Source organism: Shewanella sp. ENK2 (genome assembly GCF_043568515.1).
GTDB classification, from domain to species: domain Bacteria; phylum Pseudomonadota; class Gammaproteobacteria; order Enterobacterales; family Shewanellaceae; genus Shewanella; species Shewanella japonica.
Window position 1 is genome coordinate 1,938,671 of record NZ_CP171406.1, and the last position, 26,355, is coordinate 1,965,025.

The 26,355-nt window shown below is 39.8% G+C and carries 20 protein-coding genes and 4 pseudogenes; 7 read left to right on the top strand and 17 right to left on the bottom strand.

All coding sequences use genetic code 11. The annotated features are described in order from the left end of the window. Positions 1-6: 6 nt before the first annotated feature. Positions 7-1,841: pseudogene (locus ACGEDC_RS08635) on the bottom strand (DUF885 domain-containing protein). A gap of 225 nt (positions 1,842-2,066) precedes the next feature. On the opposite strand from ACGEDC_RS08635, the pseudogene add reads away from it, so the two are divergent. Further along, positions 2,067-3,061: pseudogene (add, locus tag ACGEDC_RS08640) on the top strand (adenosine deaminase). A gap of 62 nt (positions 3,062-3,123) precedes the next feature. Here add and hemN read toward each other — a convergent pair. From hemN to ACGEDC_RS08665, 5 genes and pseudogenes are all read right to left on the bottom strand, one after another. After that, positions 3,124-4,500, bottom strand: coding sequence for an oxygen-independent coproporphyrinogen III oxidase (gene hemN, locus ACGEDC_RS08645; protein WP_080914512.1), 1,377 nt, complete (start codon positions 4,498-4,500; stop codon positions 3,124-3,126). A 245-nt stretch (positions 4,501-4,745) separates the two neighbouring features. Then, positions 4,746-5,165 (bottom strand): DUF2489 domain-containing protein, encoded by a 420-nt coding sequence (locus tag ACGEDC_RS08650; protein WP_394497673.1) that lies wholly within the window; start codon positions 5,163-5,165, stop codon positions 4,746-4,748. A gap of 128 nt (positions 5,166-5,293) precedes the next feature. Beyond that, positions 5,294-5,833 carry a Der GTPase-activating protein YihI gene (gene yihI, locus ACGEDC_RS08655; protein ID WP_065110308.1) on the bottom strand — a complete coding sequence of 180 codons (540 nt, stop codon included), beginning with the start codon at positions 5,831-5,833 and terminating at the stop codon, positions 5,294-5,296. 55 nt (positions 5,834-5,888) lie between these two features. After that, positions 5,889-6,550 (bottom strand): annotated as a pseudogene (locus ACGEDC_RS08660) (methyltransferase domain-containing protein). An 813-nt stretch (positions 6,551-7,363) separates the two neighbouring features. Beyond that, complete coding sequence (locus ACGEDC_RS08665; protein ID WP_055025819.1) at positions 7,364-7,984, bottom strand: c-type cytochrome; 621 nt, start codon at positions 7,982-7,984, stop codon at positions 7,364-7,366. 167 nt (positions 7,985-8,151) lie between these two features. On the opposite strand from ACGEDC_RS08665, the gene yihA reads away from it, so the two are divergent. After that, positions 8,152-8,814, top strand: a complete 663-nt coding sequence (gene yihA / locus ACGEDC_RS08670; RefSeq protein ID WP_055025820.1) for a ribosome biogenesis GTP-binding protein YihA/YsxC — start codon at positions 8,152-8,154, stop codon at positions 8,812-8,814. 627 nt (positions 8,815-9,441) lie between these two features. Here yihA and polA read toward each other — a convergent pair. Next, the gene (gene polA / locus ACGEDC_RS08675) at positions 9,442-12,201 is read right to left on the bottom strand and encodes a DNA polymerase I (protein ID WP_394497677.1); all 2,760 of its coding nucleotides are present in this window, start codon (positions 12,199-12,201) and stop codon (positions 9,442-9,444) included. Between the two features lie 385 nt (positions 12,202-12,586). On the opposite strand from polA, the pseudogene elbB reads away from it, so the two are divergent. After that, a pseudogene (gene elbB / locus ACGEDC_RS08680) lies at positions 12,587-13,239 on the top strand (isoprenoid biosynthesis glyoxalase ElbB). Positions 13,240-13,340: 101 nt separating this feature from the next. Here the strand turns inward: elbB and glpG are convergent. From glpG to ACGEDC_RS08705, 5 genes are all read right to left on the bottom strand, one after another. Then, the gene (glpG, locus tag ACGEDC_RS08685) at positions 13,341-14,195 is read right to left on the bottom strand and encodes a rhomboid family intramembrane serine protease GlpG (RefSeq protein ID WP_394497679.1); all 855 of its coding nucleotides are present in this window, start codon (positions 14,193-14,195) and stop codon (positions 13,341-13,343) included. After that, the gene (gene glpE, locus ACGEDC_RS08690; protein ID WP_055025824.1) at positions 14,192-14,500 is read right to left on the bottom strand and encodes a thiosulfate sulfurtransferase GlpE; all 309 of its coding nucleotides are present in this window, start codon (positions 14,498-14,500) and stop codon (positions 14,192-14,194) included. Before glpE ends, glpG begins: the two co-directional genes overlap by 4 nt. A gap of 106 nt (positions 14,501-14,606) precedes the next feature. Beyond that, complete coding sequence (tdh, locus tag ACGEDC_RS08695; protein WP_065110303.1) at positions 14,607-15,632, bottom strand: L-threonine 3-dehydrogenase; 1,026 nt, start codon at positions 15,630-15,632, stop codon at positions 14,607-14,609. A gap of 10 nt (positions 15,633-15,642) precedes the next feature. Further along, positions 15,643-16,836, bottom strand: a complete 1,194-nt coding sequence (locus ACGEDC_RS08700; RefSeq protein WP_394497682.1) for a glycine C-acetyltransferase — start codon at positions 16,834-16,836, stop codon at positions 15,643-15,645. A gap of 272 nt (positions 16,837-17,108) precedes the next feature. Continuing rightward, positions 17,109-17,765, bottom strand: a complete 657-nt coding sequence (locus ACGEDC_RS08705) for a TetR/AcrR family transcriptional regulator (RefSeq protein ID WP_055025827.1) — start codon at positions 17,763-17,765, stop codon at positions 17,109-17,111. A 303-nt stretch (positions 17,766-18,068) separates the two neighbouring features. On the opposite strand from ACGEDC_RS08705, the gene waaA reads away from it, so the two are divergent. Next, positions 18,069-19,358, top strand: a complete 1,290-nt coding sequence (waaA, locus tag ACGEDC_RS08710) for a lipid IV(A) 3-deoxy-D-manno-octulosonic acid transferase (protein ID WP_394497684.1) — start codon at positions 18,069-18,071, stop codon at positions 19,356-19,358. Positions 19,359-19,366: 8 nt separating this feature from the next. On the opposite strand, the gene ACGEDC_RS08715 is transcribed toward waaA, so the two are convergent. Further along, positions 19,367-20,083, bottom strand: coding sequence for a 3-deoxy-D-manno-octulosonic acid kinase (locus ACGEDC_RS08715; protein WP_394497686.1), 717 nt, complete (start codon positions 20,081-20,083; stop codon positions 19,367-19,369). Positions 20,084-20,187: 104 nt separating this feature from the next. Between ACGEDC_RS08715 and ACGEDC_RS08720 the strand changes: the two genes are divergently transcribed. Further along, a complete protein-coding gene (locus ACGEDC_RS08720) occupies positions 20,188-21,219 on the top strand; it encodes a glycosyltransferase family 9 protein (RefSeq protein WP_394497688.1) in 1,032 nt (343 codons plus the stop codon). A 38-nt stretch (positions 21,220-21,257) separates the two neighbouring features. Here the strand turns inward: ACGEDC_RS08720 and ACGEDC_RS08725 are convergent, their stop codons facing one another. The 4 genes from ACGEDC_RS08725 to ACGEDC_RS08740 all read right to left on the bottom strand — a co-directional run bounded on the left by ACGEDC_RS08725 (position 21,258) and on the right by ACGEDC_RS08740 (position 24,412). Continuing rightward, on the bottom strand, positions 21,258-22,109 hold the full coding sequence (locus tag ACGEDC_RS08725) for a glycosyltransferase family 8 protein (RefSeq protein WP_394497690.1): 852 nt from the start codon (positions 22,107-22,109) through the stop codon (positions 21,258-21,260). 33 nt (positions 22,110-22,142) lie between these two features. Then, on the bottom strand, positions 22,143-22,322 hold the full coding sequence (locus tag ACGEDC_RS08730; protein WP_394497692.1) for a hypothetical protein: 180 nt from the start codon (positions 22,320-22,322) through the stop codon (positions 22,143-22,145). Between the two features lie 71 nt (positions 22,323-22,393). After that, positions 22,394-23,263, bottom strand: coding sequence for a lipopolysaccharide heptosyltransferase family protein (locus ACGEDC_RS08735; protein WP_394497694.1), 870 nt, complete (start codon positions 23,261-23,263; stop codon positions 22,394-22,396). A gap of 75 nt (positions 23,264-23,338) precedes the next feature. Beyond that, positions 23,339-24,412 carry a CDP-glycerol glycerophosphotransferase family protein gene (locus ACGEDC_RS08740; RefSeq protein ID WP_394497696.1) on the bottom strand — a complete coding sequence of 358 codons (1,074 nt, stop codon included), beginning with the start codon at positions 24,410-24,412 and terminating at the stop codon, positions 23,339-23,341. Positions 24,413-24,561: 149 nt separating this feature from the next. Between ACGEDC_RS08740 and ACGEDC_RS08745 the strand changes: the two genes are divergently transcribed. Together ACGEDC_RS08745 and ACGEDC_RS08750 are read left to right on the top strand one after the other, a co-directional pair. Further along, positions 24,562-25,443: an adenylyltransferase/cytidyltransferase family protein gene (locus ACGEDC_RS08745; RefSeq protein WP_225442137.1), complete on the top strand. Its 882-nt coding sequence runs from the start codon at positions 24,562-24,564 to the stop codon at positions 25,441-25,443. A gap of 94 nt (positions 25,444-25,537) precedes the next feature. After that, positions 25,538-26,290: a glycosyltransferase family 25 protein gene (locus tag ACGEDC_RS08750; protein WP_394497699.1), complete on the top strand. Its 753-nt coding sequence runs from the start codon at positions 25,538-25,540 to the stop codon at positions 26,288-26,290. Positions 26,291-26,355: the final 65 nt, after the last annotated feature.

Genomic DNA, 26,355 nt, shown 5'->3' on the forward strand with positions numbered 1-26,355 from the left:
ACTCAGTTAAGCTTGTTTCTGTTGTTCCGCTATAAACTCATTTACTTTTTGCTCTAAAATTTCCATGGTGATTGAACCATTTTCTAGTAACGCATCGTGAAATAATCGGATATCGAAGTCTTCGCCTAATGCTTCTTCAGTTTTATTGCGTAAACGCTTAATCGTGAGCTCACCGATTTTGTATGATAATGCTTGTCCTGGCCATGAAATATAACGGTCGATTTCTGTGGTCACATTGTGCATTGATAGCGCAGTATTACTTGCCATAAAGTCAATGGCTTCTTGTCTTGTCCAACCTTTAGCATGCATGCCAGTATCGACGACAAGTCTTGCAGCGCGCCACATTTCATATGTTAAGCGACCAAAATTACTATACGGGTCTTGATAAAAACCTGCTTCAAGGCCGAGATATTCAGAGTATAAACCCCAACCTTCACCAAATGCAGAGATATAACTGTATCGTCTGAAGTTAGGTAAATCAGCTAGCTCTTTGTTTAATGATATTTGTAGATGATGACCCGGTACAGCTTCGTGTAAGGTGAGTGCTTCCATTTCATAAAGTGGACGTTTATCTAAGGCATAGGTATTGACCCAGTAATAGCCTGGCTCATCGTCTCTATTGGAGCCAGAGTAGCGACCTGTTGTGTACTTAGGCGCTATTTCCGCAGGTACTGGTTTAATACCATAAGGCGTGCGGGGTAGCGTTGCGAAGTATTTAGGCAATACGGCATCGGCTTTTTTGGCAATATAAGCCGCTTCTTTTAATAGTTCTTCTGCCGTTTTGGGGTAGAACTGAGGATCTGTACGTAAAAGTGTAGGAAGTCAGCGAAGCTGCCTTCAAACTCAACATCTGATATCACTTGTTCCATTTCCGCTTTGATTCTCGCTACTTCCTCAAGACCGAGCGCGTGTACTTCATCAGCTGTCATATCAAGAGTTGTGTAGTAAGCAACTCTGTTTTGATAAAAAGCTTTGCCATTAGGTAGATCGTTAGCAGCAATCGAGGTTCGCGCATTCGGGATATATTCTTGCGTCATAAAGTCAAAAAACTGCTGATACAAGGGGAGTACTTGTTCACTGACCACTTGTTTACCTTTTTTCTCAAGTTTCGCTTTTTGCTCAGCAGTAAAGTGACTTGGAAATTGGGTAAATGGTTTGAAGTATCGACTTTGCTCTACAGGCACAATGTACGCGCTAATGCTGTCTTCGAACCCTGTTAAAGTCGCTTTAGCTGGTGTAATACCACTACTTAGCCCTTGTTTTAACCAAAAGGTCTGTTGAGCAAAGTAATTTGATAACGCTGCTAATTTGGTTAAGTAATTTTCATAATCTTGAGTTGTGTTGAATGTGGCGTTAGCCATAGATGCGACATATGCATGGAAACCACTTTCTGCGGTTATTGGTAGGTAATGATCTTTATAACGGTATAAATCAACCTCATTTTGCAGTTGGTATTGTAGCAACTGTGCATTTATCTTACCTGTTGCAGATAGCGTGTTTTGGTCAAGTTGCTTTAAAGATGACAGGAGTTCTTGCTGACGTATGTTTTTGGCTGCCAGTGTCTCAGGCGACAAATCGGGTAGTTGTGAAGCTTTGGATTCATCACCAAGTGAATAAGCGAGCTGAGGAGAAAAATCTAAGTTAACTTGCCAGGCTTTATCTATAATTGATTGAATATCCATGTCTTCAACTTTTTTGCTGACTGAGACATTTTGCGTTTCGCTTGCGACTTCTTCACTTTTGTAATTATCGCCAAGATAATATTGGGCTTTTGAGCCAGTGGTCATTTTACAGCCAGTTATTGACAGCATGATTATCGCGGGCAAGATTAGCTTACGCATGTTGTATCCCTATGTAGACTTTGAATTTTGGGTTAAATTTCTCAGTTACAACATAACAATTCAACAGTTAGCACGCTAGCGGTTCAGGCGGAAATATTTGTTACTGATTATACTATTTAGGCGATTAAAACGTCATTTTTTTGTGGAGGCGTGTTAAACTTCGCCATGCTAGATGTTCATTATAAAGAAAACAGATTTAGCTTAAAAAATTAATAGGGGTTAATAATGATCAATACATCCATTCCATTAGTTGATTTGCATCGTCACTTAGATGGCAACGTTAGAGTCAATACCATTTGGGAACTCGGACATCAGCATGGAATTAAGCTGCCTGCACAAACGTTAGAAGCTCTTGCTCCGTTTGTTCAGATCCAAGGTAAGGAAAACAGCTTAGTCGCTTTTTAAAAAAGCTGGATTGGATGGTAGCTGTATTAGCGGACTTAGATGCAGTCAAACGTGTCGCATATGAAAATGTCGCAGATGCAGCGATATCAGGATTAGATTATACCGAGTTACGCTTTAGCCCGTATTATATGGCAATGAATCACAATTTACCGATTGAAGGTGTGGTTGAGGCTGTCATTGATGGTGTCAAAGCTGGTGTGAAGGAGCACGATGTTAAAGTTAACCTTATTGGCATCATGTCGCGTTCGTTTGGTCAAGAAAAATGCCGCTTAGAGCTTGAAGGTCTGCTTGCTCACCGTGATGCATTAGTTGGTATGGATTTAGCCGGAGATGAATTGGGTTTCCCTGGTGACTTATTTAATGAACATTTTAAATTAGTCCGTGATGCAGGCTTACAGATTACAGCACATGCTGGTGAAGCTGCAGGTGCAGAGAGCATGTGGCAAGCGATTCAAGAGCTAGGTGCGACTAGGATAGGGCATGGTGTAAATGCTATTCATGACCCTAAGTTGATGGAGTATTTGGTTAAACACTCAATAGGTATTGAATCTTGCCCTACCAGTAACTTACATACTTCTACAGTGGCTGATTATGATGCTCACCCATTTACGCAATTCTTAGATGCGGGTGTATTGATTGGACTCAATACCGATGACCCTGGTGTGAGCAATATTGATATTCAGCATGAATATCGTATTGCTAAGTCTGAACTTAACCTATCAGATGAGCAAATTGCCCAAGTACAACGTAATGGCGTTGAAATGGCATTTCTATCAGACAGTGAAAGAAAAGCACTATACGCATCAAAAAAGTAATGAATGCTTAGATAATAAAAAACCGCTGAAATCAGCGGTTTTTTTGTTTTCATTTCCGTGTATTAGATAACACGTGAGAACTGTTGTTGACGTGCTTTTTGACGATAATAAACATCAAAACACATACAAATATTACGAATTAATAAACGGCCTGTAGGGCTAATTGTTAGTTTACGATCAGTAATATCAACCAGTTTGTCATCGATGAAGGTTTGTAGCAGCTTTAAGTCTTCTGCAAAATATTCTTCAAAGTTCAAGTCAAATTGCTGTTCAATTTTAGTTAAATCCAAATCGAAGTGACAGATCATTTGCTTAATGACGACACGGCGAATTTCGTCATCACGATTTAAGCTACAGCCTTTCCACAATGCATGCCCAGTTTCATCAATTGACTCGTAGTAAGGGCGAATATCTTTCTGGTTTTGAGCGTAACAATCACCAATCTGGCTGATTGAAGAAACACCTAAGCCCAGCAAGTCACACTCTTCTTGCGTTGTATAACCTTGGAAATTACGGTGAAGCTTACCTTCGTTTTGCAGCTTAGATAACTCGTCGTCAGGCTTAGCAAAGTGATCCATGCCAATGAACTGATAACCTGCAGAGGTCAATGATTCAATGGTTTGGTGCAGCATGTCGAGCTTTTGCTGTGGCGAAGCCATGTCTTCATCTTTAATTTTACGCTGTGCTGCAAAACGAGACGGTAAATGAGCATAGTTAAAGATTGATAAACGATCAGGTGATAGCTCAATAACACGCTGAATTGTTTCAGCGAAAGTTTCTGGTGTTTGATGTGGTAAGCCGTAAATTAAATCGGCATTAGTAGACACAAACCCCATGTCTTTTGCTTTAGCCATTAGGTCAAAAATGAATTTCTCATCTTGCTCACGGTTAACAGCAACTTGTACTTTTTTATTGAAGTCTTGAACACCAATAGAAATACGATTAAAGCCAGCTTCTTTAAGTGTATCCAACATCGATAGTTCGATTTCACGTGGATCGACTTCAATTGAGAACTCGCCTTCATCAGCAAAGTTAAAGTGACTTTTTATTAATTTAGACAGGGTTAAGATTTGCTCTGGGTTTAAGAATGTCGGTGTACCGCCACCCCAGTGCATTTGAGTCACGGTGTAGTGTTTGAATAAAGGAGCGCGTTTTATGATTTCGCTGGCAAGATATTCAATATACTGATCAGCCTTATGAGCATGACGAGTAATGACTTTATTACATCCACAGTAATAACAAAGCTTGGCGCAGAAGGGGATGTGAATATATAAAGACAGCTTATCGCTTTTACTGGTTTCGATAGCAGATAGTAGGTTTTGCTCAGTAAAAGTATCATCAAACTCTAATGCCGTTGGATACGACGTATAGCGTGGACCACTGTAGTTATATTTTTCGATCATCGACTGATCCCAACTTATTTGTGTGGGCTGCTTCAAGGCGCGTCCTCCGAGTAAATTAGCAATAGACGAAGTATGCAGCCATCTTTGACAAAAAACCTTGAACTACGTTGTAAATTTGAAACTTGATGTTGCTAGAAAGGCCATATTTAGCCAGAAAGCTGTGAAGTTTTATGAATTTGTGCAATGGCTCACAGCCTTAGCTACGCACTTGGGGCAGAAACCTGCCTCATATTAACTTATTGATAATAATGAGACTTGTTATCAAATAGAAGTCTTAGTCGTTAATAAACTCTAATGCACGAAATGAAATTGTGTGATTTTTTTGCATCATCCAGTATGCCTTGTTCCAGTTTAGCTTCTGACTTCATCCGCGCTAAATCTAACTTCATTCGCTGTTGTTTGGCTAATGCCTTACGCTCTTCTTTAATAGGATGCGCTTTGATGCAGTCGTAATGCTCAAAAATACTCGGGAACTCAACAGCCATTTGTTCAGACATAGATAATGCTTCAAATAATTTAGCGATACGCATGACACCCTCTGAAGGCTCACATCGTTCTTCAAGCATTGCTGAAGCGATATATTTAATATCATCCAATACTTTCAGTTTTTTTGTTTGGCATCGTTTAAACGTTGCTGCTTGGCCGCTTGTGCTTCTTTTTGCTGTTTGTTGAGTTTGCTTAATAGGAAAACTGCGTAACACGCTAATAGAACAACAATAACAACGGCGATAACAATAACAATGCTAGACACAAACTATCCTTATTAACTTATTCACTATGCAAGATATAATAATGGCATGCCGACTAAAGCATGCCATCTAAAACACTCTTATGACTGGTAGTCTTTTAAGACATCGGCACCTGTTTCAAAGCGATCATATAAATCATCATCAGATGCCACTTTACCTGTTTGAGGTGGAAGTTCTTCTGCATCTGAAATACCCAATTTTTCCATTAAGGCTTCAATTTTAGAAAGTTGACCATCTAACCACTTTTGATCGTCAGCGGATAGGTTTTTACCTTCTTCTAATAAGTCCAGTAATTGGTTAAATCTTGGGTCTTCTTCAAGCTTAAGTAATTTTTGCTCATCTGTTAGCTTTGGCTGTTTTACTTTTGCTTCGGCTTTTTCTGCGACAGGCGCAATATTTAACGCAACAGGTTTTTTACTGCCATGGCGAGGATCGTTATTTTTCGTCGTTTTGATATGCGGTGATTGCTTTTCAATTAGCGCTTCATTATGACGACTGCCAGACTTACGGCCGCTTTCTGTTTTTTTGCCGCCAATGGCTTTACGCTCAGATTTTTTGACTCTTGGTGCTTGTTTAGGGCCATTTTCGCCGCCCTTGCGCGATTTTTTGCTACGAGCCATCGGTGATCTCATGTAGTTGTATAAATTTGGCTAGATGGGTATGAGCCACCTCGCACTAAATAAGGATGCGCTTTATATCAGACTTTGATGTTTTTTGCATCAATACGAGCTCTTTAGCTGCAAATAATAGCTTAAATTCGCTATTTTGTGCCAAATACTCGAAAGTTTGTTGGCTATAGAAGCTCACGTGGCTGGGATTGTTTTTAAAATGCCACTTCGAAAAAAGGCTTAAATCAGTTAGCAGTGAGGTGCTGATTGCTAACCAGCCACCTTCTTTTAATAAGCTAGATAATAAAGCCCATTCTTTAGCGGGTTGTTGAAAATGCTCAAGTACTCGATAGCAACAAATGAAATCATATTGGCGATTAAATATATGCTGATCAATTTTTATAAATGGGTCGTATTGATAAAGACTGTGTCCTGCATGTTCTATTTTATCTAAACTATTACTGTCCAATACTCGGCCAAAATTAAGGCCAGTTAATGGCCCATGTTGCTGAGCGCTAATTTGGGTAAGTAAAGGTTGGATGAATTGAACAAGCTGTTTTTGCTTTGAGGCTTTATTGGCTCTGCCATAGCGTTGTTTTAACGCTGCAGGCATTAGATATGATTGTGGGTTTGCAAAGACTAGATGGCAGTCAGAGCAGGTATAAAATGCTCTTTTTTGTCTTGAATAAAAAACTCAGCAGCATTGCTGCACAACGGGCATTTAATCATTGATATAAGAAGTGACCCAACAAAGATGATAATTATCAATCAATAGCAGATTTTTTGAAAATAAGAAATAAAAAAGGTGGCAGTAAACTGCCACCTTGAAAGATAGTGCTTATCGCACCAAATTTTGATTCCAAGTATCCATACTTGCTATGTGACTATCCCGGTCAGTATCCATCTTATTTTTAGAGCTTTCCGTGCATTTTTAGTTGTTATCGGTCTTCAATGACACTTTTTTTATATCCTGTTGCCGTCCTGACCACAGCTTCCGTAGATGGTCTTCAATGACTCATCAATATCCTTAGTTGTCTTCAATGACATGAGTAAACAATCCGTGTTTAAAAGTACCTTCCAGTGATAAACAAGCCTCCGCAAGTGCATCCTAAGCAAATTAGCTTCCTATGCTGCTACTTTAATCCTTAAAGTAGTGTCCTTATGGGGTTCTATCTCTGTTGCGTAAGGGAGTGCTATTTAAGCGTATCGACCAATAAGGTCTGTTCCTTACAAATTCTGTATGACCTGGATTTCAAGCTGAAATCACGACTCTTATTATTATTAGTGAGTGGTCTTATTTATATTATTGTTATTTATTAATTTTATTCTTATATCTTAAATGTAAACGTATCCGAAATCTGTGAAGTAGAATTAATATTTTTGTTCTCACAGTTGGGTTCATCTCGGTACGGGGCTATTTAACCCTAAAAGCGTGATCTCTGTCAAGAGTGAATATTGATAAGTTTACGTAAACGTAAACATTGAGTAATAAAAAAGGGTGAATAATCACCCTTTTAGCTTCATCAATTTATGAATAAAAAATTACTTAAGGCTTGAAATGTATTGAGATAAAACTTCAATGTCACTGTCAGATAACTTTTTAGACACATCCTGCATCATGCCATTTAAATCATTGTTACGACTTGTATCACGGAATTTGGTTAACTGAATCTTGATGTAATCAGCATGCTGACCACCAATCGCAGGGAAGCCTGCTAGCTCACCGCCTTTTCCGTCTGGTCCATGACAAGCCATACATGAAGTAATGCCACGAGCCATGTCTCCACCTTTATATAAAGCCTCACCTTCGGCTGGCACATTGGCCACATCAGCTACCGTTTGAGTTTGGCTTGCGTAATAAGCAGAAACATCTTTAATATCTTGTTCAGATAAAGGCAATGACATGCCAGTCATGGTAGGATCATTACGACCTTCTTTGCCGCCGCTTTTCGCTGCCGCTTGGAAATCATGTAATTGTTTTTCTAGATAAGATGCGTGCTGTCCGGCCAATTTAGGCCATATAGGAGCAATGCTGTTACCGTCAACACCGTGACAGGCAGAACACATAACTGATTTAGTTTTACCCGCTTCCACATCACCTTCAGCGATTGCAGGCGTTGATATAGCGGCAAATACAGACAGCGCAAGAGCTAACTTTTTCATGGCGTTCCAACTTCTTGTTTAATTTATTGTCCTGAGCTTACTAGGAAGACCCGCAAGCGTGGTAAAATCTACAAACTGTGATCAGGCTAATATTTTACACGAAAATGTGGAAAAGTAAGCAAATCTTACATAATTAAGGTATTACCTAAAAATTATTGGAGTAAATCGTGTCAGAAACGCGTATAGATTTTCGAAAAACCAAGTTTTTAATTAGTGCGCCAGACATTGCACATCTCGATCAGTACTTGCCTGGTGATACTGGAGTAGAAATTGCGTTTGCTGGCCGCTCAAATGCGGGTAAGTCTAGTGCTTTAAATGCACTTACTGAGCAAAAAAACTTAGCGAGAACCAGTAAAACCCCTGGGCGAACTCAACTGATTAACGTTTTTGAGTTAGATGAAAACCGTCGCTTAGTCGACTTACCTGGCTATGGTTTTGCTAAGGTACCTTTAGCGATGAAGAATAAATGGCAAAAAGCCTTAGGTGAATATTTGCAAGAGCGCGCCTGTCTAAGCGGTGTCGTTGTGTTGATGGATATTCGACATCCGTTAAAAGATTTAGATATGCAAATGATTGAGTGGGCGGTATTAAGTGAAATTCCAGTTTTAGCATTACTGACTAAATCCGATAAACTTGCTCAAAATGTCAAAATGAAAACGGTTAATGCCGTGCGCAAAGAGCTGGCTGAATTTGGTGACTGGGTAAAAGTTGAGCCTTTCTCATCATTAAAAGGCACTGGAAAACCTAAAGTCTTAGGTATTTTAAACGAGTGGTGCAACCCCAGCTGGTTGACTGAAGCTGAGCAGCAAGCAGAACAAGATAAAGAATAACTGATAGCGTAAACCGCTTTAATGCAGCCGTTGAGTTAATTCACTCAGCGGCTTTTTTGTGCTTAAGGTTTGAATATAACGGTATATTGGCACTAGACGGTGAATATTAAGCAAAAAAAACCGACGACATAATGTCACCGGTTAAAAAAATTAGCTCTTTTGGGGAGAAGCTAAATTCAACAAGACTCAAGTGCCACCTACTCATCGATGACGCTCAATAACGATATAGTAATCGTTTTTTACACAGATTTAAAGTATTTACTCTAAAATAAATTTTTGGCAAAAAAAGCTCCAGCACAAAAATGCTGGAGCGCCATAATTCGGCTTGTCACTATTTCTAGCGAATAAAAAAGGTCTGAAAGATGGAACATCTTAACCTCTGTACCCTACGCAGATGATAATACGTCATTAGCCTTAAAATGAAAAACTGTTTTTTGTAAAAATGAACAATAATGTGAAGTTTGACACAAATGTCGTTGAAAAAATCGCCTTGTCGATGAAATTAGCTTCAAAAAAAACAATCCCGCAGTGATAAAACTACGGGATTGTCGGGTTTTGTATTGAAGCTGTTGTGATTTTTATATGTTAGGGCAACTTATATAAACCGAAATAACATATTCGATATGGCTAATGCGCTTCATCCCAGTTGTCACCGATACCAGCTTCAGCTAATAAGGTCACATCAAGGCTTGCTGCTTGAGCCATCAATTCACATACTTTTGCCTGTAGTGCATCTGCTTTTGATTCATCAATTTCGAATACCAACTCATCGTGTACTTGCATGATCATGGTTATTTCGCCGTTTGTCTCTGACTTAATCCATTGGTCGATGGTGATCATCGCCTTTTTAATGATGTCAGCTGCTGTACCTTGCATTGGGGCGTTAATTGCTGCCCGCTCAGCGGCTTGGCGTCGCATAGCATTACGGTCTTTAATATCTGGCAGATACAATCTTCTTCCATATAGGGTTTCAACATAGCCGACTTCGGCAGCAAGCGCGCGCGTGTCTTCCATGTATTTAAGCACTCCAGGATATCGAGCAAAGTAGGTATCGATATAGGTTTGAGCTTCTTTACGTGGAATATCCAATTGCTTAGCCAGTCCAAAGGCTGACATACCGTAGATTAGCCCGAAATTAACCGCTTTAGCACGACGGCGCTGCTCAGTGGTGACTTCTTCAAAGTGAACGCCAAAGACTTCAGCTGCGGTAGCTTTGTGAATATCTTTATTCTCAGCGAATGCGGTCAATAAACCTTTATCCTGAGATAAGTGAGCCATAATACGCAGTTCAATTTGAGAGTAATCAGCAGCCAGAACTTTACGACCTTCTGGTGCGATAAACGCTTGCCTAATCCGACGACCTTCCTCTGTTCGGATAGGGATATTCTGTAGGTTGGGCTCGCTTGATGATAAACGACCTGTAGCGGCATTAGCTTGGTGGTAACTAGTATGTACTCGGCCCGTTTCAGCATTGACCATTAAAGGAAGCTTATCGGTATATGTGCTTTTCAGTTTGGATAAACTGCGGTGTTGTAAAATTAACTTAGGTAACGGGTAGTCTAATGCTAATTCAATCAATACATCTTCAGCTGTAGATGGTGCGCCTTTTGGCGTTTTTTTGATGATCGGGTATCCGAGCTTCTCAAAAAATAACGCTTGTAGTTGCTTTGGAGAGCTTAAATTAAACTTCTCGCCAGCAATGTCATAGGCCTGGGTTTCAAGCTCATCAATTTTCTGGGCTAACTCATCACTTTGCTGGCTCAGCAGCATGCTATCAATCAATACACCTTGGCGCTCAATGTCTGATAACACTTGAATAAGCGGCAGCTCTAGATCGTTAAATACCGAAGTTAGCTTGGCTTCTTTTTCTACTCTTGGCCATAAATGTTGGTGCAAACGTAAGGTAATATCAGCATCTTCTGCTGCATAAGGGCTGGCTACATCTAATTCGATTTGGTTAAAAGTCAGCTGCTTTGCACCTTTACCTGCAATTTCTTCAAAGCTAATATTTTTATGGCCTAAGTATTTAAGCGCTAATCCATCCATATCATGGCGTGAAGCGACAGAGTTAAATACGTAAGACTCAAGCATAGTATCAAACTGGACCCCTTTTAGGGTGATTCCTGCATTGGCAAAAATACTGATGTCGTACTTAAGGTTTTGGCCGACTTTTTTGATGCTATCACTTTCAAGAATAGGCCTTAGTTGCTCTAAAGCATATTCCATAGGAAGTTGCTCAGGTGCATCTAAATAATCGTGTGCTAGTGGAAGGTAAGCGGCTTTGCCCGCTTCAATGGCAAACGAAATGCCAACTAGCTTAGCTTCCATATAATTTAAGCTGGTGGTTTCGGTATCAACTGCAATGAGTTCAGCTTTAGACAGTTTACTAATCCAATTAGCTAAATCAGTTTCGGTTAGTATTGTCTCATATTCAACATCAATGGCTGGTGTAGCCTCTTGGACTTCGTTAGTCGTGGTGGCTGTAGCTGTAGAAAAGGCAGATTTGTTATCTAACACCTCAGCTAACCAGCGTTTAAACTCCATTTCCCCGAACAGTTTAATTAACTCGTCACGGTTTTGTGGTTGAATTTCGAGAGGCGCCCAATCATCATCCCATTCAACATCGGTTTTGATGGTCGCAAGATCGTAAGATAATTGAAGCATTTCTTTGTTGTCTTCAATCTTTTTAGGCATGGTTTTAGAGCCACGGAATGTCACATCTAAAACACTTTGTGGATTTGCGATTAGCTTATCGACACCTCCTACACCTGTCAGCATTGCCAATGCGGTTTTTTCTCCGACACCTGGTAAGCCTGGTATGTTATCGGCTTTATCACCCATCATGGCCAATAAGTCGATAATGAGCTCGGGTCCAACGCCAAATTTTTCGGTTACTTCAGCTGGGCCCATAATGGTATCTGTCATGGTATTAATGAGTGTGACATTGTCATCAACTAATTGCGCCATATCTTTATCACCCGTGCTGATAAGGGTGGCGCGGCCTTCTTTACTGGCTTTTAGTGCAATAGTACCGATGACATCATCAGCTTCGACACCTGGAATACAAATTAGGGGTAATCCCAGCGCATGAATAATGGCGTGAAGTGGGGCGATTTGTGAGCGTAAATCATCCGGCATAGGAGGACGCTGCGCTTTGTACTCACTATACATATCATTACGGAAGGTTTTTCCTTTAGCGTCGAAAACCACTGCAATATGGCTAGGGTTATAGCGACTCATTAAGCTGCGAAGCATATTGACTACACCATAAACAGCACCTGTTGCTTCGCCTTTTGAATTAGTCAAATGTGGTGGTGCATAAAACGCACGATAAAGATAAGAAGATCCATCCACAAGGACGAGTGGGTTATTGGGGATTGTTGGCATAGTCTGTTTTCATTTTCAGTATTCTGAGATGGCCTTAGAATGCCACATACAAGGATTTTCGGCCACGGAAAATTAACTCTCAGGCTGTGGATAACTCTGTGAGTGAATTAATTTATCTTATAAAGGTGTTTTAATTACGACTGGGAATAAAACGTTTAAACTATTGAAAATAAATGTTTTTTAATATTTTTGTGAGTTTAATTGTAGTTTTTAAAAATATTCCTAATTTGTGGACTTTTTTAATATCTTTCTTGATTTAGTCAATTATTTGGTACAGTTTTTAAACCATGAAATAATTTCGAGAAACTAAGTTAGCATGTTTTTTAATCAGATCAATAGATTTGTTTAAAAAAAGTTAAATTAAGCCACTTTATAGGGATCTAAAATGAAAAATATTGCTGTGTTACTGAGCGGTTGTGGTGTTTATGATGGCGCAGAAATACACGAGTCAGTGTTAACCTTGCTGGCGTTATCAAAAGCAGGGGCTAATTATCAATGCTTTGCACCTGATGTTGAACAAATGCATGTGGTGAATCATCTTAATGGCGAAATAAATGCTGCAGAAACTCGTATCGTTTTGCAAGAGTCTGCCAGAATTTGTCGCGGTGAAGTGCTAAACGTTCAGTCATTAGATATCACTGAATATGATGGTTTGATTGTGCCTGGCGGTTTTGGTGCGGCAAAAAACTTATGCGATTTCGCCGTCGCAGGAAGTGGCAGTAAAGTTGAGCCTAGTGTCGAAGCGTTTATTCAAGAATTTGCTTTAGTGAAGAAACCTATCGGGTTTATGTGCATTGCGCCGGTTATGATCCCTAGCATTTTTAAAACCAACCCTATTGGCACGATCGGTAATGATAGTGGAACCGCCCAGGCCTTCACGGAAATGGGGGCGAGCACCGTGATGCTACCGTTGAAGATATTATCGTTGATACACACAATAACATCGTATCCACACCTGCTTACATGCTTGCGAATAGCATTGCAGAGGCAAATGTAGGTATTGAAAAGCTAGTGGCTAAAGTACTTGAAATGACGTGATTAAAAAATGTACTTGTCATACATTACTCTTAACGCTGAACTGGAATGAAGGGAAATATTGATTCTCGATAGCTTAACCTGTGAAGCTATCGAGACAGGAGTTACTGATCGACCCGAGTATTGCTTTGTCTTTGGCTATCAAAAAAGCCTTGCGCTAACCCGACTAACAAGCCTCCGATATGTGCGCCGTTGGCTATTGGCATTCCCAGTTGATCGGTAAAGCCTAAAACTAACCAAATCAGCATAAAAGTCATATAACTATTGGGTAAGCCAATACCTGCATCTGGTTTTCGTTGACCCATAATCCAAGTATATCCAACAACGGCGTAAACGACGCCAGATAAACCACCAAAGTTAGGGCCTGTCATCATATATTGCACTAGGCTTGGCAAGGTGCCGGCAACGACCAGTAATATCAACAGTGGTCGTGTGCCAAGTTTTGTTTCTATTTTACCGCCTAAATACCACCACCAAAGTAAATTGAAGATAAGATGCATGGCTGAAAAGTGCATTAAGCTAGGGGTAAAGGCACGCCAAACTTGACTGAAGTCGCTACCAGGAACCGCCCCAAAGAAGGACAAAGCGCTAAAAACGTGATTAGCAAAGCCGAGGTTCATCGCAGCAAAGACAACCATGCAGATAAAAAAAGTGATTAGGGTTAAAGGGCCTGCTCCGGTAATAAATTGTTGCACTAGGCCTAAAGAGGACGAGCCATAATCAAGCTTAGTTTGGGTTGAACCATTATCCCAAGAGGCTTCTAAATATTTCTTTTGATATGGGTTTTGTCTAAAAAGCTCAAATTCATGCTTGGCTTGTTCAGCTTTTGTTTCATCATATACGACCAGAGATACCCCGTTTGCAGTCACAACGGGTACACACTCAATATCTAACCCTTTCAAGTAGTCGATAAAAGCTTGAGCTGCGCGTGCGTGGGGTAACTGGCCGATCTCAATCATGCGTGCGCTGCGCTCCAAGCTGTAAAGCCACCGTCTAAGCTATATACGTCATCAAATCCTTGTTCAATTAAGTAACCTGCTGCACCTTGACTACTAATGCCGTGATAACAGACAACGACTAATGGCATATCCATGTCCGCTTCTGCTATTACATGAGCAATGTTTTCATTAGTGAGATGAATTGAACCTTCAATATGACCTGCTGCATAACTCGCAGCATCACGGATATCGACGATTTGGACATCACTTGAGTCTGCTGTCATATGGATTAATTCATTGATTGAAAGGTGCTTAAATGTGCTCATGCTATACCGCTGCTATGTGAAATGAGATAAAAGTAATAACTGAAGTATCTAATAAGGGGCTGTCTTGATACAACCCCTTTATTATTGCGGTAATTTACGATGGGAATTAATCCCAGTTTAAAATGACCTTACCTGACTGGCCTGAACGCATAGCATCGAAGCCTTGTTGGAAGTCATCAATTGAGAAGTGATGAGTAATGATAGGTGATAAATCTAAACCAGACTGGATTAGACTTGCCATTTTGTACCATGTCTCAAACATCTCACGACCGTAAATACCTTTAAGGATAAGCCCTTTAAAGATCACTTTACTCCAATCAATGGCCATGTCGCCACCAGGAATACCTAACATGGCAATTTTGCCACCGTGGTTCATGGTATCGAGCATAGAATGGAACGCAGAAGGAACGCCTGACATTTCTAACCCGACATCAAACCCTTCGGTCATGCCTAAGTCATTCATGACATCTTTTAAGTCTTCTTTAGCCACATTAACCGCACGAGTTGCGCCCATTTTTCTGGCTAAATCGAGACGATACTCATTGACGTCTGTAATGACCACATGACGAGCGCCAACGTGCTTACATACGGCTGCAGCCATAATACCAATAGGGCCAGCACCAGTAATCAGTACATCTTCACCGACCACATCAAATGATAATGCTGTGTGGACAGCATTACCGAATGGGTCGAACACAGACGCTAAATCATCAGAAATATCATCAGGAATTTTGAATGCATTAAATGCAGGTATCACAAGATATTCAGCAAATGCGCCATCACGGTTTACACCCACACCTGAAGTGTTGCGGCACAAATGGGTACGGCCACCACGGCAGTTACGACAATGACCACAGGTAATATGACCTTCACCTGACACGCGATCTCCGACGGTAAACCCACGGACTTCTTGGCCCATATCGACGACTTCACCGACGTACTCATGGCCCACTACCATAGGCACAGGAATGGTATTTTGTGACCACTCGTCCCAGTTGTAGATATGCACATCAGTGCCACAAATAGCGGTCTTACGAATTTTAATTAATAGATCGTTATGGCCCATTTCAGGTTTAGGCGCATCAACCATCCAAATACCTTCTTCAGGCTTTAACTTGCTAAGTGCTTTCATTGTTTAGACCTTAAATAATGCCCATTTCTTTACCAATGCGGGTAAAGGCTTCAATCGCTTTATCGATTTGAGCACGCGAGTGTGCTGCTGACATTTGTGTGCGAATACGTGCTTGGCCTTTTGGTACAACAGGGAATGAGAATCCGACCACGTAAATATTTTCAGCTAAAAGGCGATTTGAAAAGTCGCTTGCCAATTTAGCATCACCAATCATGACAGGAATGATGGCATGATCTGCTCCTGCTAAGGTAAAGCCTGCTTTGGTCATTTTTTCACGGAAATAACGGCTGTTTTCCCATACTGCTTCACGAAGAGCATGACCAGACTTCAGCATTTCAAGCACATGAATTGATGCGCTAACAATTGAAGGTGCTAAAGAGTTAGAAAATAAGTAAGGACGTGAGCGTTGACGCAACCAATCAATGACTTCTTTTTTGCCCGAAGTGAACCCACCAGATGCACCGCCTAACGCTTTACCTAGTGTGCCTGTGATAATGTCTACACGATCCATTACTTGGCAAAATTCGTGAGTTCCACGGCCGTTCTCACCGACAAAACCAACTGCATGAGAGTCATCAACCATAACCAGTGCGCCGTATTTATCAGCTAAATCGCACACACCTTGAAGGTTAGCAATAACACCATCCATTGAAAACACACCGTCTGTCGCAATAAGAATATCGCGAGCACCCGCTTCTTTTGCTGCTTTTAACTGTGTTTCTAAATCAGTCATGTCGTTGTTGGCATATCGGAAACGCTTGGCTTTACATAAACGGACACCATCAATAATTGATGCGTGGTTTAATGCATCAGACACGATAGCATCTTCAGGGCCTAGTAAGGTTTCAAATAGACCTGCGTTGGCATCGAAACAAGAAGAATACAAAATAGTATCTTCCATGCCTAAAAATTCACTGAGGCTATTTTCTAGTTGTTTATGGATATTTTGTGTTCCACAAATAAAACGAACAGATGCCATACCAAAACCATGAGTATTTAACCCGTTTTGAGCAGCATTAATTAATTCAGGGTGATTTGCTAGGCCTAAATAGTTGTTGGCACAGAAGTTAATGACTTCTTCACTATTTACATTAATCGCCGTTTGCTGGGCTGAAGTGATAACACGTTCACTTTTGTATAAGCCTTCAGCTTTAACGTCGACAAGTTGTTGATTTATGCGGTCGTAAAATGAGGTAGAGGCCACCTGATTTCTCCTAAATATAGTTTTAATATGGAAATCTTTGGCGGCATTCTAACCTTAATTTTACTGGCTCTACAGTGTTTTTTTAACCTGCGTAGCGATATAAAAATGATTAGGGCTAGGGCTGTTTTCACATTAGATATACTAATCATTAACACCGTTTTGTTAAGTGCTGAATAATGAAGGGCTTATCATGTTAAAAGTCAGTGAACCGCCAATTTACAGCTATATTTTAGTCGTAAAAAGGCGGTTTGTATGCGTATGTTTGCTGGGTTTTATGCTGCTGCGTCACGTTCTTGAGACGCTATATCAAGATAATGTTGTTCAAGGCGGGTGAATGTTGGCTCTGAACTTTGGGTTGAATAGGCTTTGAAGATCATCAGCACTCGTAACAAGCCCTCATATAGCGTGGCTTTAGTGATAGTAGATGTACTTGATTGGGTTAATTGATAGCTTATCCAAAAACTGACCATCATCTTTATCGTATCGGCTAAAGCAGTAACCTTGGCGTCTTCTATCTCAAGAAAACCATCACTAATTAACTTACGTAATACATCGCTTGAACGACGTAATACCTGTTCTTGCGCAGTTAAATATCGTGTTTTAAGTGCTTCATCACGGCTTAATATGTCTGCAAGATTGGCGTACATGAAACGGAACTGCCATAAGGTATAAAACATGGCGTCAAAATAGCCCATCAATAGCTCAATATCGACTGTCGTGTCTTCATATGGCTTAAAGCCAGACTCTAAGTGACTTTCGTACAGAGCAAAAATAGAGTTGATGATGTCCTCTTTATTGCGGAAGTGATAATAAAGATTTCCAGGGCTTATTCCGAGATGAGCGGCAATATGGTTGGTGGTAATATTACGTTCACCGTGTTCATTAAAGAGTTCAAGACTGGCAAAAACAATTTTATCGCGGGTTTTCATATCGGTTCCAATTATCAATTGCTAACTATAGGAGTCTTGGTGACCCAATAAGACGCTTAATGCATATCCTTATGAATCTTATATTAAAACACACTTACATCTGGTCAGTTCAGCCTTAATCACATTGAGAACTACGTCTTGATGCCCAATGGCAGTTTTGAAGGCGACATAAACAACAGCATTTAGGTTATACAACATAGCTCACTATACGAAGAATATGTTGCTGTAACACTTATTTATGTGGTTTTGGTTTATGTTAACATTGTGTTTATCTGACAAGCAAAATTGATTAAGACTCTTTTCATGACTCGTGGCCTATATTCTATCCTCTTATACCTATTATCACCTTTAGTGGTGCTATATTTTGCTTTTCGTGGCCTCAAAAGTCCTGCGTATCGTTTACGTTGGGCTGAGCGTTTCGGTATTGCGCGCCTTAATGAAACGGATGTGCATATTCATAGTGTTTCAATGGGTGAAACGCTGGCGGCGATTCCACTGATTAACCATCTAATGGATCAATATCCCAATCTATCTTTTACGATTACCACGACCAGTCCAACCGGTTCAGATGAAGTGCGTAAAGCGTTTGCGCAGCATTTAGGTAACCGGGTGCAGCATTGTTATTTGCCATTAGATTTTAGCCTGAGTGTGCAGCGTTTTTTAGGTCAAGTTAATCCGAAACTAATGGTAATTATGGAAACTGAGTTATGGCCGAACTTAGTTCATTTTGCCCGAAAGCGCGGGGTTAAAGTGGTGTTAGCTAATGCAAGGTTATCTGCAAAATCAGCGGCTAAATATCAAAAGAAACCTGCGTTAAGTCAGCCTATGCTAACCAGTTTAGATGCGATAGCTGTGCAAACAAGCACAGAGGCGGAGCGATTTGCGTCTTTAGGTGTGCATGCTGAACAGTTACATATTTGCGGTAGCTTAAAATTTGATTTACAGATTGATGAGGGTAAACATCAACAAGCCAAAGCGTTACGCCAGCAGTGGGGGCGAGTACAAACGCCAATATGGGTCGCTGGTAGCGTACACCCTGGTGAGTTTGAAATAATGCTTGCTGCTCATCAACAAATATTATCCCAATACCCGAATGCACTTATGATTATGGCTCCACGTCATCCAGAGCAATTTAATGTGGCAGCGGTAACAACAACGCAGTTTGGTTTATCACTAGCAAGACGCAGTATGAATGAACCTGTGAGCGAAAATACGCAAGTGCTATTGGGTGACACCATGGGTGAATTGCTAATGTTATATGGCACAGCTGATGCTGCTTTTGTTGGCGGGACGCTGATCGAAAATGGCGGTCACAACCCGCTTGAACCTGCAGCAATGGGGTTACCTGTCAGTGTCGGACCGCACCATTGGGATTTTGCAGAGATTACTGAGTTACTACAAAAAGCAGGTGGATTAACTGTGGTATCAGATGCTGAGCAGCTCGCATTGCAGCTATTAGCTTACTTTGATGATCAACATCAACATCAAAATGCAGCTAATGCCGGCTTAGGCGTGGTAAGCCAAAACCGCGGAGCCCTACAAAAGCAGCTTGATGTTATCGAGGAGCAATTAAAACAGGCGCAGATGATATAGATATCGTATCAATTATTAATGTTAGCCTGATAACCTTTTAATAATGCTTGCCAATGTTCAGAACAAAAGTTAAGCGAAGCGAGTTTGGTTTTTTCTTTATTAAATGAACGTAATAAACGCGCTAAGTTTGCTTGTTGCCATGCACTTGCGGGTGTTTTTATTTCACCCCGATCAAAGTCGATGAGGTAAAATTCGCCTTTAGCAAACAGAATATTTTTAGCATTCAGATCGGCGTGATAAACCCCGCGATTATGAAAGGTCGCGATTAATTGACCTAATTGTTGCCATTGCTCATTTGTCATCGTTTGAGTGGATAAATAAGCGACTAAATCTTTGGCTCCATCAATGAGCTCGATAAGTAAATCAGCGCGGTACCAAATACCGAATCGTTCAACATTGGCTGCAATTGGGCGAGGAACAGGCAAACCTTCTGCATGTAGCTTTTCTAATAAGGCAAGTTCTGCAATAGCTCGAGTGCGTTGCATGCCCGTATAAATGTAAGCATCTCGGCTTAGCTTTTCTATTAACCCACCTCGCCAATAATGACGAAGCACCCATTGTTGTTGATTGTACTCAACAAACGAAGTGGTATAACGCCCTTTTGATTGACCGATGACAGCATTGCGCTGTTGCCAATAATCGGCTTGAAACTGAGCTGGAGTAAGGTGTTGTGCAAGAGGTTCGCACCATGCGATAACCCCATTACCTGTTGATTCAATTTGCATAGGTCAATTAATAATGCGTTGATTTGTCTGTGGCTAAAAAAGATATTCTACATTAAGATCGAATGCTTGTACTTATATTCCCTTTGCATTGATAGTGGTAATCCATGAAAGCAGACTTTTCGTCAATGAAATCATTATGTTTACTCCGTTTATCCGCTATTGGTGATGTATGTCATGCTGTGGCAATGGTGCAAGCGATTCAACGTCAGTATCCTGATTTAGCCGTGACTTGGGTGATAGGCAAGGTTGAATATCAGTTGCTCAAGCATTTGCCTGACATCCGCTTTGTTATTTTTGATAAATCTCAAGGTTGGCGAAGTTATGGGAAGTTACGTCAAGACTTAGCGGGGCAGAGGTTTGATGTTTTGTTGCACATGCAGGTGGCGCTAAGAGCAACCATCGCTTCGTTGTTGATTTCGGCGAAAGTGAGAGTGGGCTTTGATAAAGCACGCGCTAAAGAAGGACAGTGGTTGGTGACCAATCATGCCGTCGAACCCTTGGCAACCCCTCATGTGTTAGAAGGCTTTATGGGGTTTGCTAAAATCATTGGTGTGAAAGACTTATCGCCGAAGTGGAATATTCCAGTATTAGAGTCAGATAGCGAGTTTGCAAATGAGCTGATTGCTGAAACTGAAAAAGTGTTAGTTATTTGCCCAGCAGCAAGTAAAGCAGAACGTAATTGGTTACCAGAGCGTTATGCTGCAGTGGCTGATCATGCCGTATCAAAAGGCTATCGGGTCATATTGTGTGGCGGCCCTAGTCAGCTCGAAGTTGATTTAGCGGCATCAATTAACCATTTTGCCTCGCAATCGATAGAAAATAAGGTGGGGCAAACCACACTGACTCAATTATTAGCCGTGTTAAATAGGGCCTCTGTAGTGATTGCGCCAGATACTGGCCCTGCTCATATGGCCGTTACTCAAGGCACCCCAGTGATAGGGTTATACGCACACTCTAATCCTGGGCGAACAGGGCCATATATGTCCTTAATGCAAGTGGTGAGTGTGTATGATGAGGTGATTCGTAAGCAATTCCCTAACATGACGATCCCTTGGGGGAAACGGGCTAAAGGGGATGACTTGATGAGCCTGATAAGCGTTGAGAAAGTGATTCAGCAGTTTGATAGTATGACTTAGCAATCTAATGATTGCTAAGTTTCTATTTTAAATTAAATTTATAGCCACTTTCTACCAATTGTAGGTTTACCAATTAAGTTTAAAATGATTTGAGGTATATAGCTTTTTTTAGCAAGGTTTTTAGTAAATAAATTCCATGCATCTAATTTCATTTGACGCTTCTCTTCTGCAGAGACATTATCCGAATATAATTGACAATAGTCATCTACATAACGAATTTCTCTACTTGGACACTTAATACGGTATCCTCGGCCTGCGTAATGAATAAAGTCAGCTTTCTTATAACCTTCTTGGCCTAAAAACTCCATGCGGTTAAATTCGGGAGCAACGCACTGGTTAGAAATTTTATGTTTTTGTATGATGTAATTAACGTAAGTCTGATCGTAAAACTTTACGTGGTTACAGACTTTTTGCATTCCATCTAAGGTAGCTAATTCAAATAATTTACAAGGCTTAGAAATTAAAAACATGCCAAAATTATAATAACTAAGCTGACCGTTTACTTTATTCCACCCATCTACTTTACCTAACGCTGCAGATATTTGGCTTATGGGTAAATTACGATCAAGATGCTGACCTTCGTCGAACATGTATACGGTATCAAGGTCTTGATACTCATCAAAAATATTGCGTGCATGAGGCGTTACTAAGATATCAGCATCAAGGTATAACACTCGGTCGTAGTTTTTTAAAATTTCTGCCGTAAATAACTTTTCTGGCCAAGCCGGACTCGCAGAGTACAGCGGATTCTCAATATTAATTTTGTAATGCAATTGATCTGAAATAATAAGATCAGCACCGACTTTATCTGCGTATATTTTAAAGCTTTCTAGTGCAGCTTTATACATTGGGTTATCCCCAATGGCGAGAGTGAAAATAGCCTTTTTCATATAGACCTTGTAAATTTAATAGGGTTAAAATATTTAGTGAACCATTGTTAGGTATTGCTGGTAAACGGCTTCAACACTGATATCTGACACATGGCCCTTACCTTCAGTTGCATATAATACGTGAGACTGTTTACTTGCTGGCGGAGCCCAATAGGGCTTTTTAGATCTCATCATAGAAATTAAAGGGCGTTTAGCTGCAAATGCAAAATGCAAAATAGCTGTATCGACGGTGATGACAAAGTCCGAATGAGAGATCAGTGATGGTAATTCAAAGAAGTGATCTTCTACTGTGAATACGACGACTTGAAAGAAGTCTGGGATGTAAATTCATTTACTTTTTGCACCGTTTCATCAAAATTCTCTTTAGTAACATTAATAATGAAGCGCCCGTCGGTTGACACTTTTGCAAGTAAAGTTATTAATTCAAAGAGTTGTGATAAGTGCCAATCTTTTTTGGTATTTGTCGATAAATGATTGAGGAAATATAATTTTCCTTGTCTATCCTGGTTATTAAATTTATTTAATAACCATTTTTTACTTACACTATCCATTTGATTTGGTATGTCTAGTGTTGGCATAAATTGTGATTTATCGAGTGTAACGTTACATATTTTATTGAAAACGGCATAAAACCTATCAGTAATATGATGATTTTTATCTAGTTCACTAGTATCTAGCGCAATAACGTGATCACTATGCCTAAAAATCAAGCGATTAAACAATCCATTGTAAGGTTGCTTAGTGATACTTGAAACAATGAATGCTTTTGGCGCTATTTCTCTTGCTATTTGTGAATAACGAGCACTTTTACTTGCAGAATGACAGATAATAATGTCGTAGTCATTAGCTTTAGCTTGTTGGATCTGTGCTTGATGATCTGAAGCCGATTTAGTACAACCGTAGCTGATATTAAACGAGGAGTCTGAAGCTATCCATTGTTGCAAAATTGCGCTTCTAGATAACCGCCAACTTGTGTCTGTACAACGGTTATCGTCTAGCCAAATATCCAATGTGATATGCGGATTTTGAGCTTTAAGAGCAATTAAAAATGTTTTTAGATATAGAAAGTCACCTAATGCTAGTGGCGACATGAATAACATTCGCTGACAAGATTGTAATTGTGATGCAGAGATTATAGCCATATTTTTATTCATTTATCATTGAATCAACCGTTCAATAATTCCTATGTAAGTAAACCAGTTAACGAATTTATCAATTGTGGTAATTCTTTACGCTGATGGATAATTCTCAAGGTATTCAACGATCCGCTTTGATGCTTTTCCATCTGTGGGGCCAACATGTTCATCCGTATATATTTGCCTATTGGCTTCGTATTGTTCTGGGTGGGCTAATTGTTGTGGAACAGCAGAAATCAACTCAGAATATTTGTTTACATGTAACCCTATATCGCTATAAAGCACATTATCTTTACCGAAGCGCTTTACAAAACGAAAGTGAAAAATGCCGCGATATGACCATTTGAGTTTAAAAAAATTGCATACGATAACCGGTTTTGCCAATGCGGAAAACTCGAATAAAGTACTGGATGCTTCACTGAGTAAAATATCTGCATTCTGCATAAAAGGGAGCAGTGAAATATCTTTAGCAGAAGCAACATATACATTACTAAATGCTGACCATTTCTTTAATTTTAGCTGTTGATTTTTGAATTTATCTCTCATCTGGGTTAACGAATGAGGTTTAATAAGAATATTGTAATCTGCAAAATCTTTCGGCCAATTATCAGGAAAACATTCTAAGGAGCTCGGATTAAATGTCGGAGCGTACAGAATCGTTTTCTTATTACTATCTAGACCTATTTTGTCTAAATCTAACCCAGGCTCTTGATGATTAATGATTGGGTCTAATTTTGAAAACCCGACCTGAACAAAGTTATCGTCAGGGTAAAATTCTTTGATTTTGGCTAATCGCAACGACCCTTCAATAAATCTTACTGTCATCGGAGTGATAGATTTATGGTAATAAGAAGGTTTAGGTCCTATACCGTGGCCAAGTTGAGCCGTTTTTGAGTACTGATGGATACTGTCGAGATAAGTACATTTATTACCGAAGAAAATCCAGTCAGGTTTTTGAGCGAGGTAGAGTGTTTCTGCTTCACTATCATCATTAACCCAAAGGCACTCTAAATCTAATTTATTAAAAATTTGCTGAACGACATCCTTCTCATTGCGCTCATGATAACAAACGAGTTTAACAGAATGACCTTGTTTTTTTAATTCTTGAATAATAGGAACGTACTGGGGAAGATAATACACATTGAGAGTATCGAAAAAAATTAGCATGATATTCCTATTAATTATGCTTCAAAGATGTTTACAGTGTTTAATTATATGTTAGTTAATCTTAAGCAATCAAATTCCAACTACCGATTTGTTACATTGGTACTTTCAAACAGACTAACTCGTAGACGGCTTTACAATATTGAACTAAAATGTTTCCCACAATTCTACTGTGTACTGAATTCATGCCTCAAGTAACGCTTAAAAAATTTGCCTACCCTGAAAGTCTTATTAAATCTTATCAGCACTGGGATTTATTACTCAGACCTGAACAACCAACATTAGGTTCAATGGTGTTGATATGTAAAGAGAGTGTGCATCAATATTCTTCGATTTCAAAAGAAGCTGCTGACGAACAGTCACTAATCATCTCTGATATCGAAAGAGTGCTAAAAAAGCGTTTTGATTATACAAAAATTAACTATTTGATGCTGATGATGGTCGACCCTGACGTACATTTTCATGTGATACCGCGTTATGAGTCACCTGTTGAATTCTGCGACAAAGTGTTTACTGATAAACAATGGCCGAACCAGCCGAGTCTTGCCAATGAATTGCAACTTGATGATATTTATCAGCAAGAGTTATTAAAAACCCTCAAAAGTGACTTCATTTCTCTTGAGTCAAAAGAGACAACGAAGAAATATCGACGAATGTATACATCTGGGTGTTTTGATATTTTTCATCAAGGTCATTTGAATATTCTAAAGAAAACCAAAGAGCTGTGCGATTATCTTATCGTGGGAGTGTCTACCGATGAGGTGATAATTAATTCCAAAGGTCGCCCTCCGATTATTCCATTTGAAGAACGGATTTCGATTCTGGAAGCCAACCGCTACGTTGATGAAGTGATCCCTCAGGTTGATAAGAATAAGCAGGCAGTAGTTGATCAATATAATATTGATGCAATATCAGTTGGTTCAGATTGGAAAGGGAAATATCCACCAGTTACGTGTGAAATGGTTTATTTTGATTACACGCCTAATGTTAGTTCAACCGTGTTAAAGCAAAAATTAAATATCACGCCAAAGTAGAGTATTACAGACAAAATGAAGAACCATCAATGAGTCGCTTTTTGACTGTGTAGAATATTATATAGATAAGCCCAAGGATGGTAGAAGAGACATTATGCAGTTTAAAGTGTTTGTAATAAATCTTGATAAAAGCACCGAAAGAATGGCTTTTATGCGTCAACAGCTAGAACTACTCAGTATAGACTATGAAAGAGTACCGGCTGTATATGGCAAAGACCTAGATGATGCTGAAATCCACGCTGTCTTCAATGAAAAAGCGAATCTTGCAAAGTACGATAAAGTGCTTAATGTGGGTGAAATTGGCTGTTATCTGAGCCATATAAACTGCTGGAACATGATGGTGTCGCAAGGGTTAGATTTTGCGCTTATTCTAGAGGATGACTCAGTGCTTAACCCTGAGTTACTCTCACTGATACAGAGCATTAGCCAATTACCTTCTTCATGGGATTACATTAAGTTATGTCATGGACGAAAGCAGAAAAAAGTCATTGATAGTATTGAGTTAACAGAGCTATTTTCATTGTCGACTTGTTTAAAGTTACCGTCTTCCACTCGCGGGCAATTTGTATCGTTATCAGGGGCCCAAAAGTTATTAGCTAGCGCCACTCCGATTACGAGACCAATTGATATCGATATACAGTATTGGTATGAAAAATCATTAGCTTGCTATGTCGTTAAACCCTTTCCGGTATTAGAGGCTGATTTTGAAAGTGAAATCTGCACTTTAGAAAATAGAAATAATGCTAAAAAACATCCAGTGAGACGTATTTGGCAAAAGGTGTGTTTTGAAGCGAACGTGCGGATAAATAGAAATAAGTTACCTGATATTAATCAGTTAAAGCGTTAAATATTAATGTTTTTACTTTAAAAGCGACAATAGCAATATTGTCGCTTTTTTTGATTCTTGTGGCT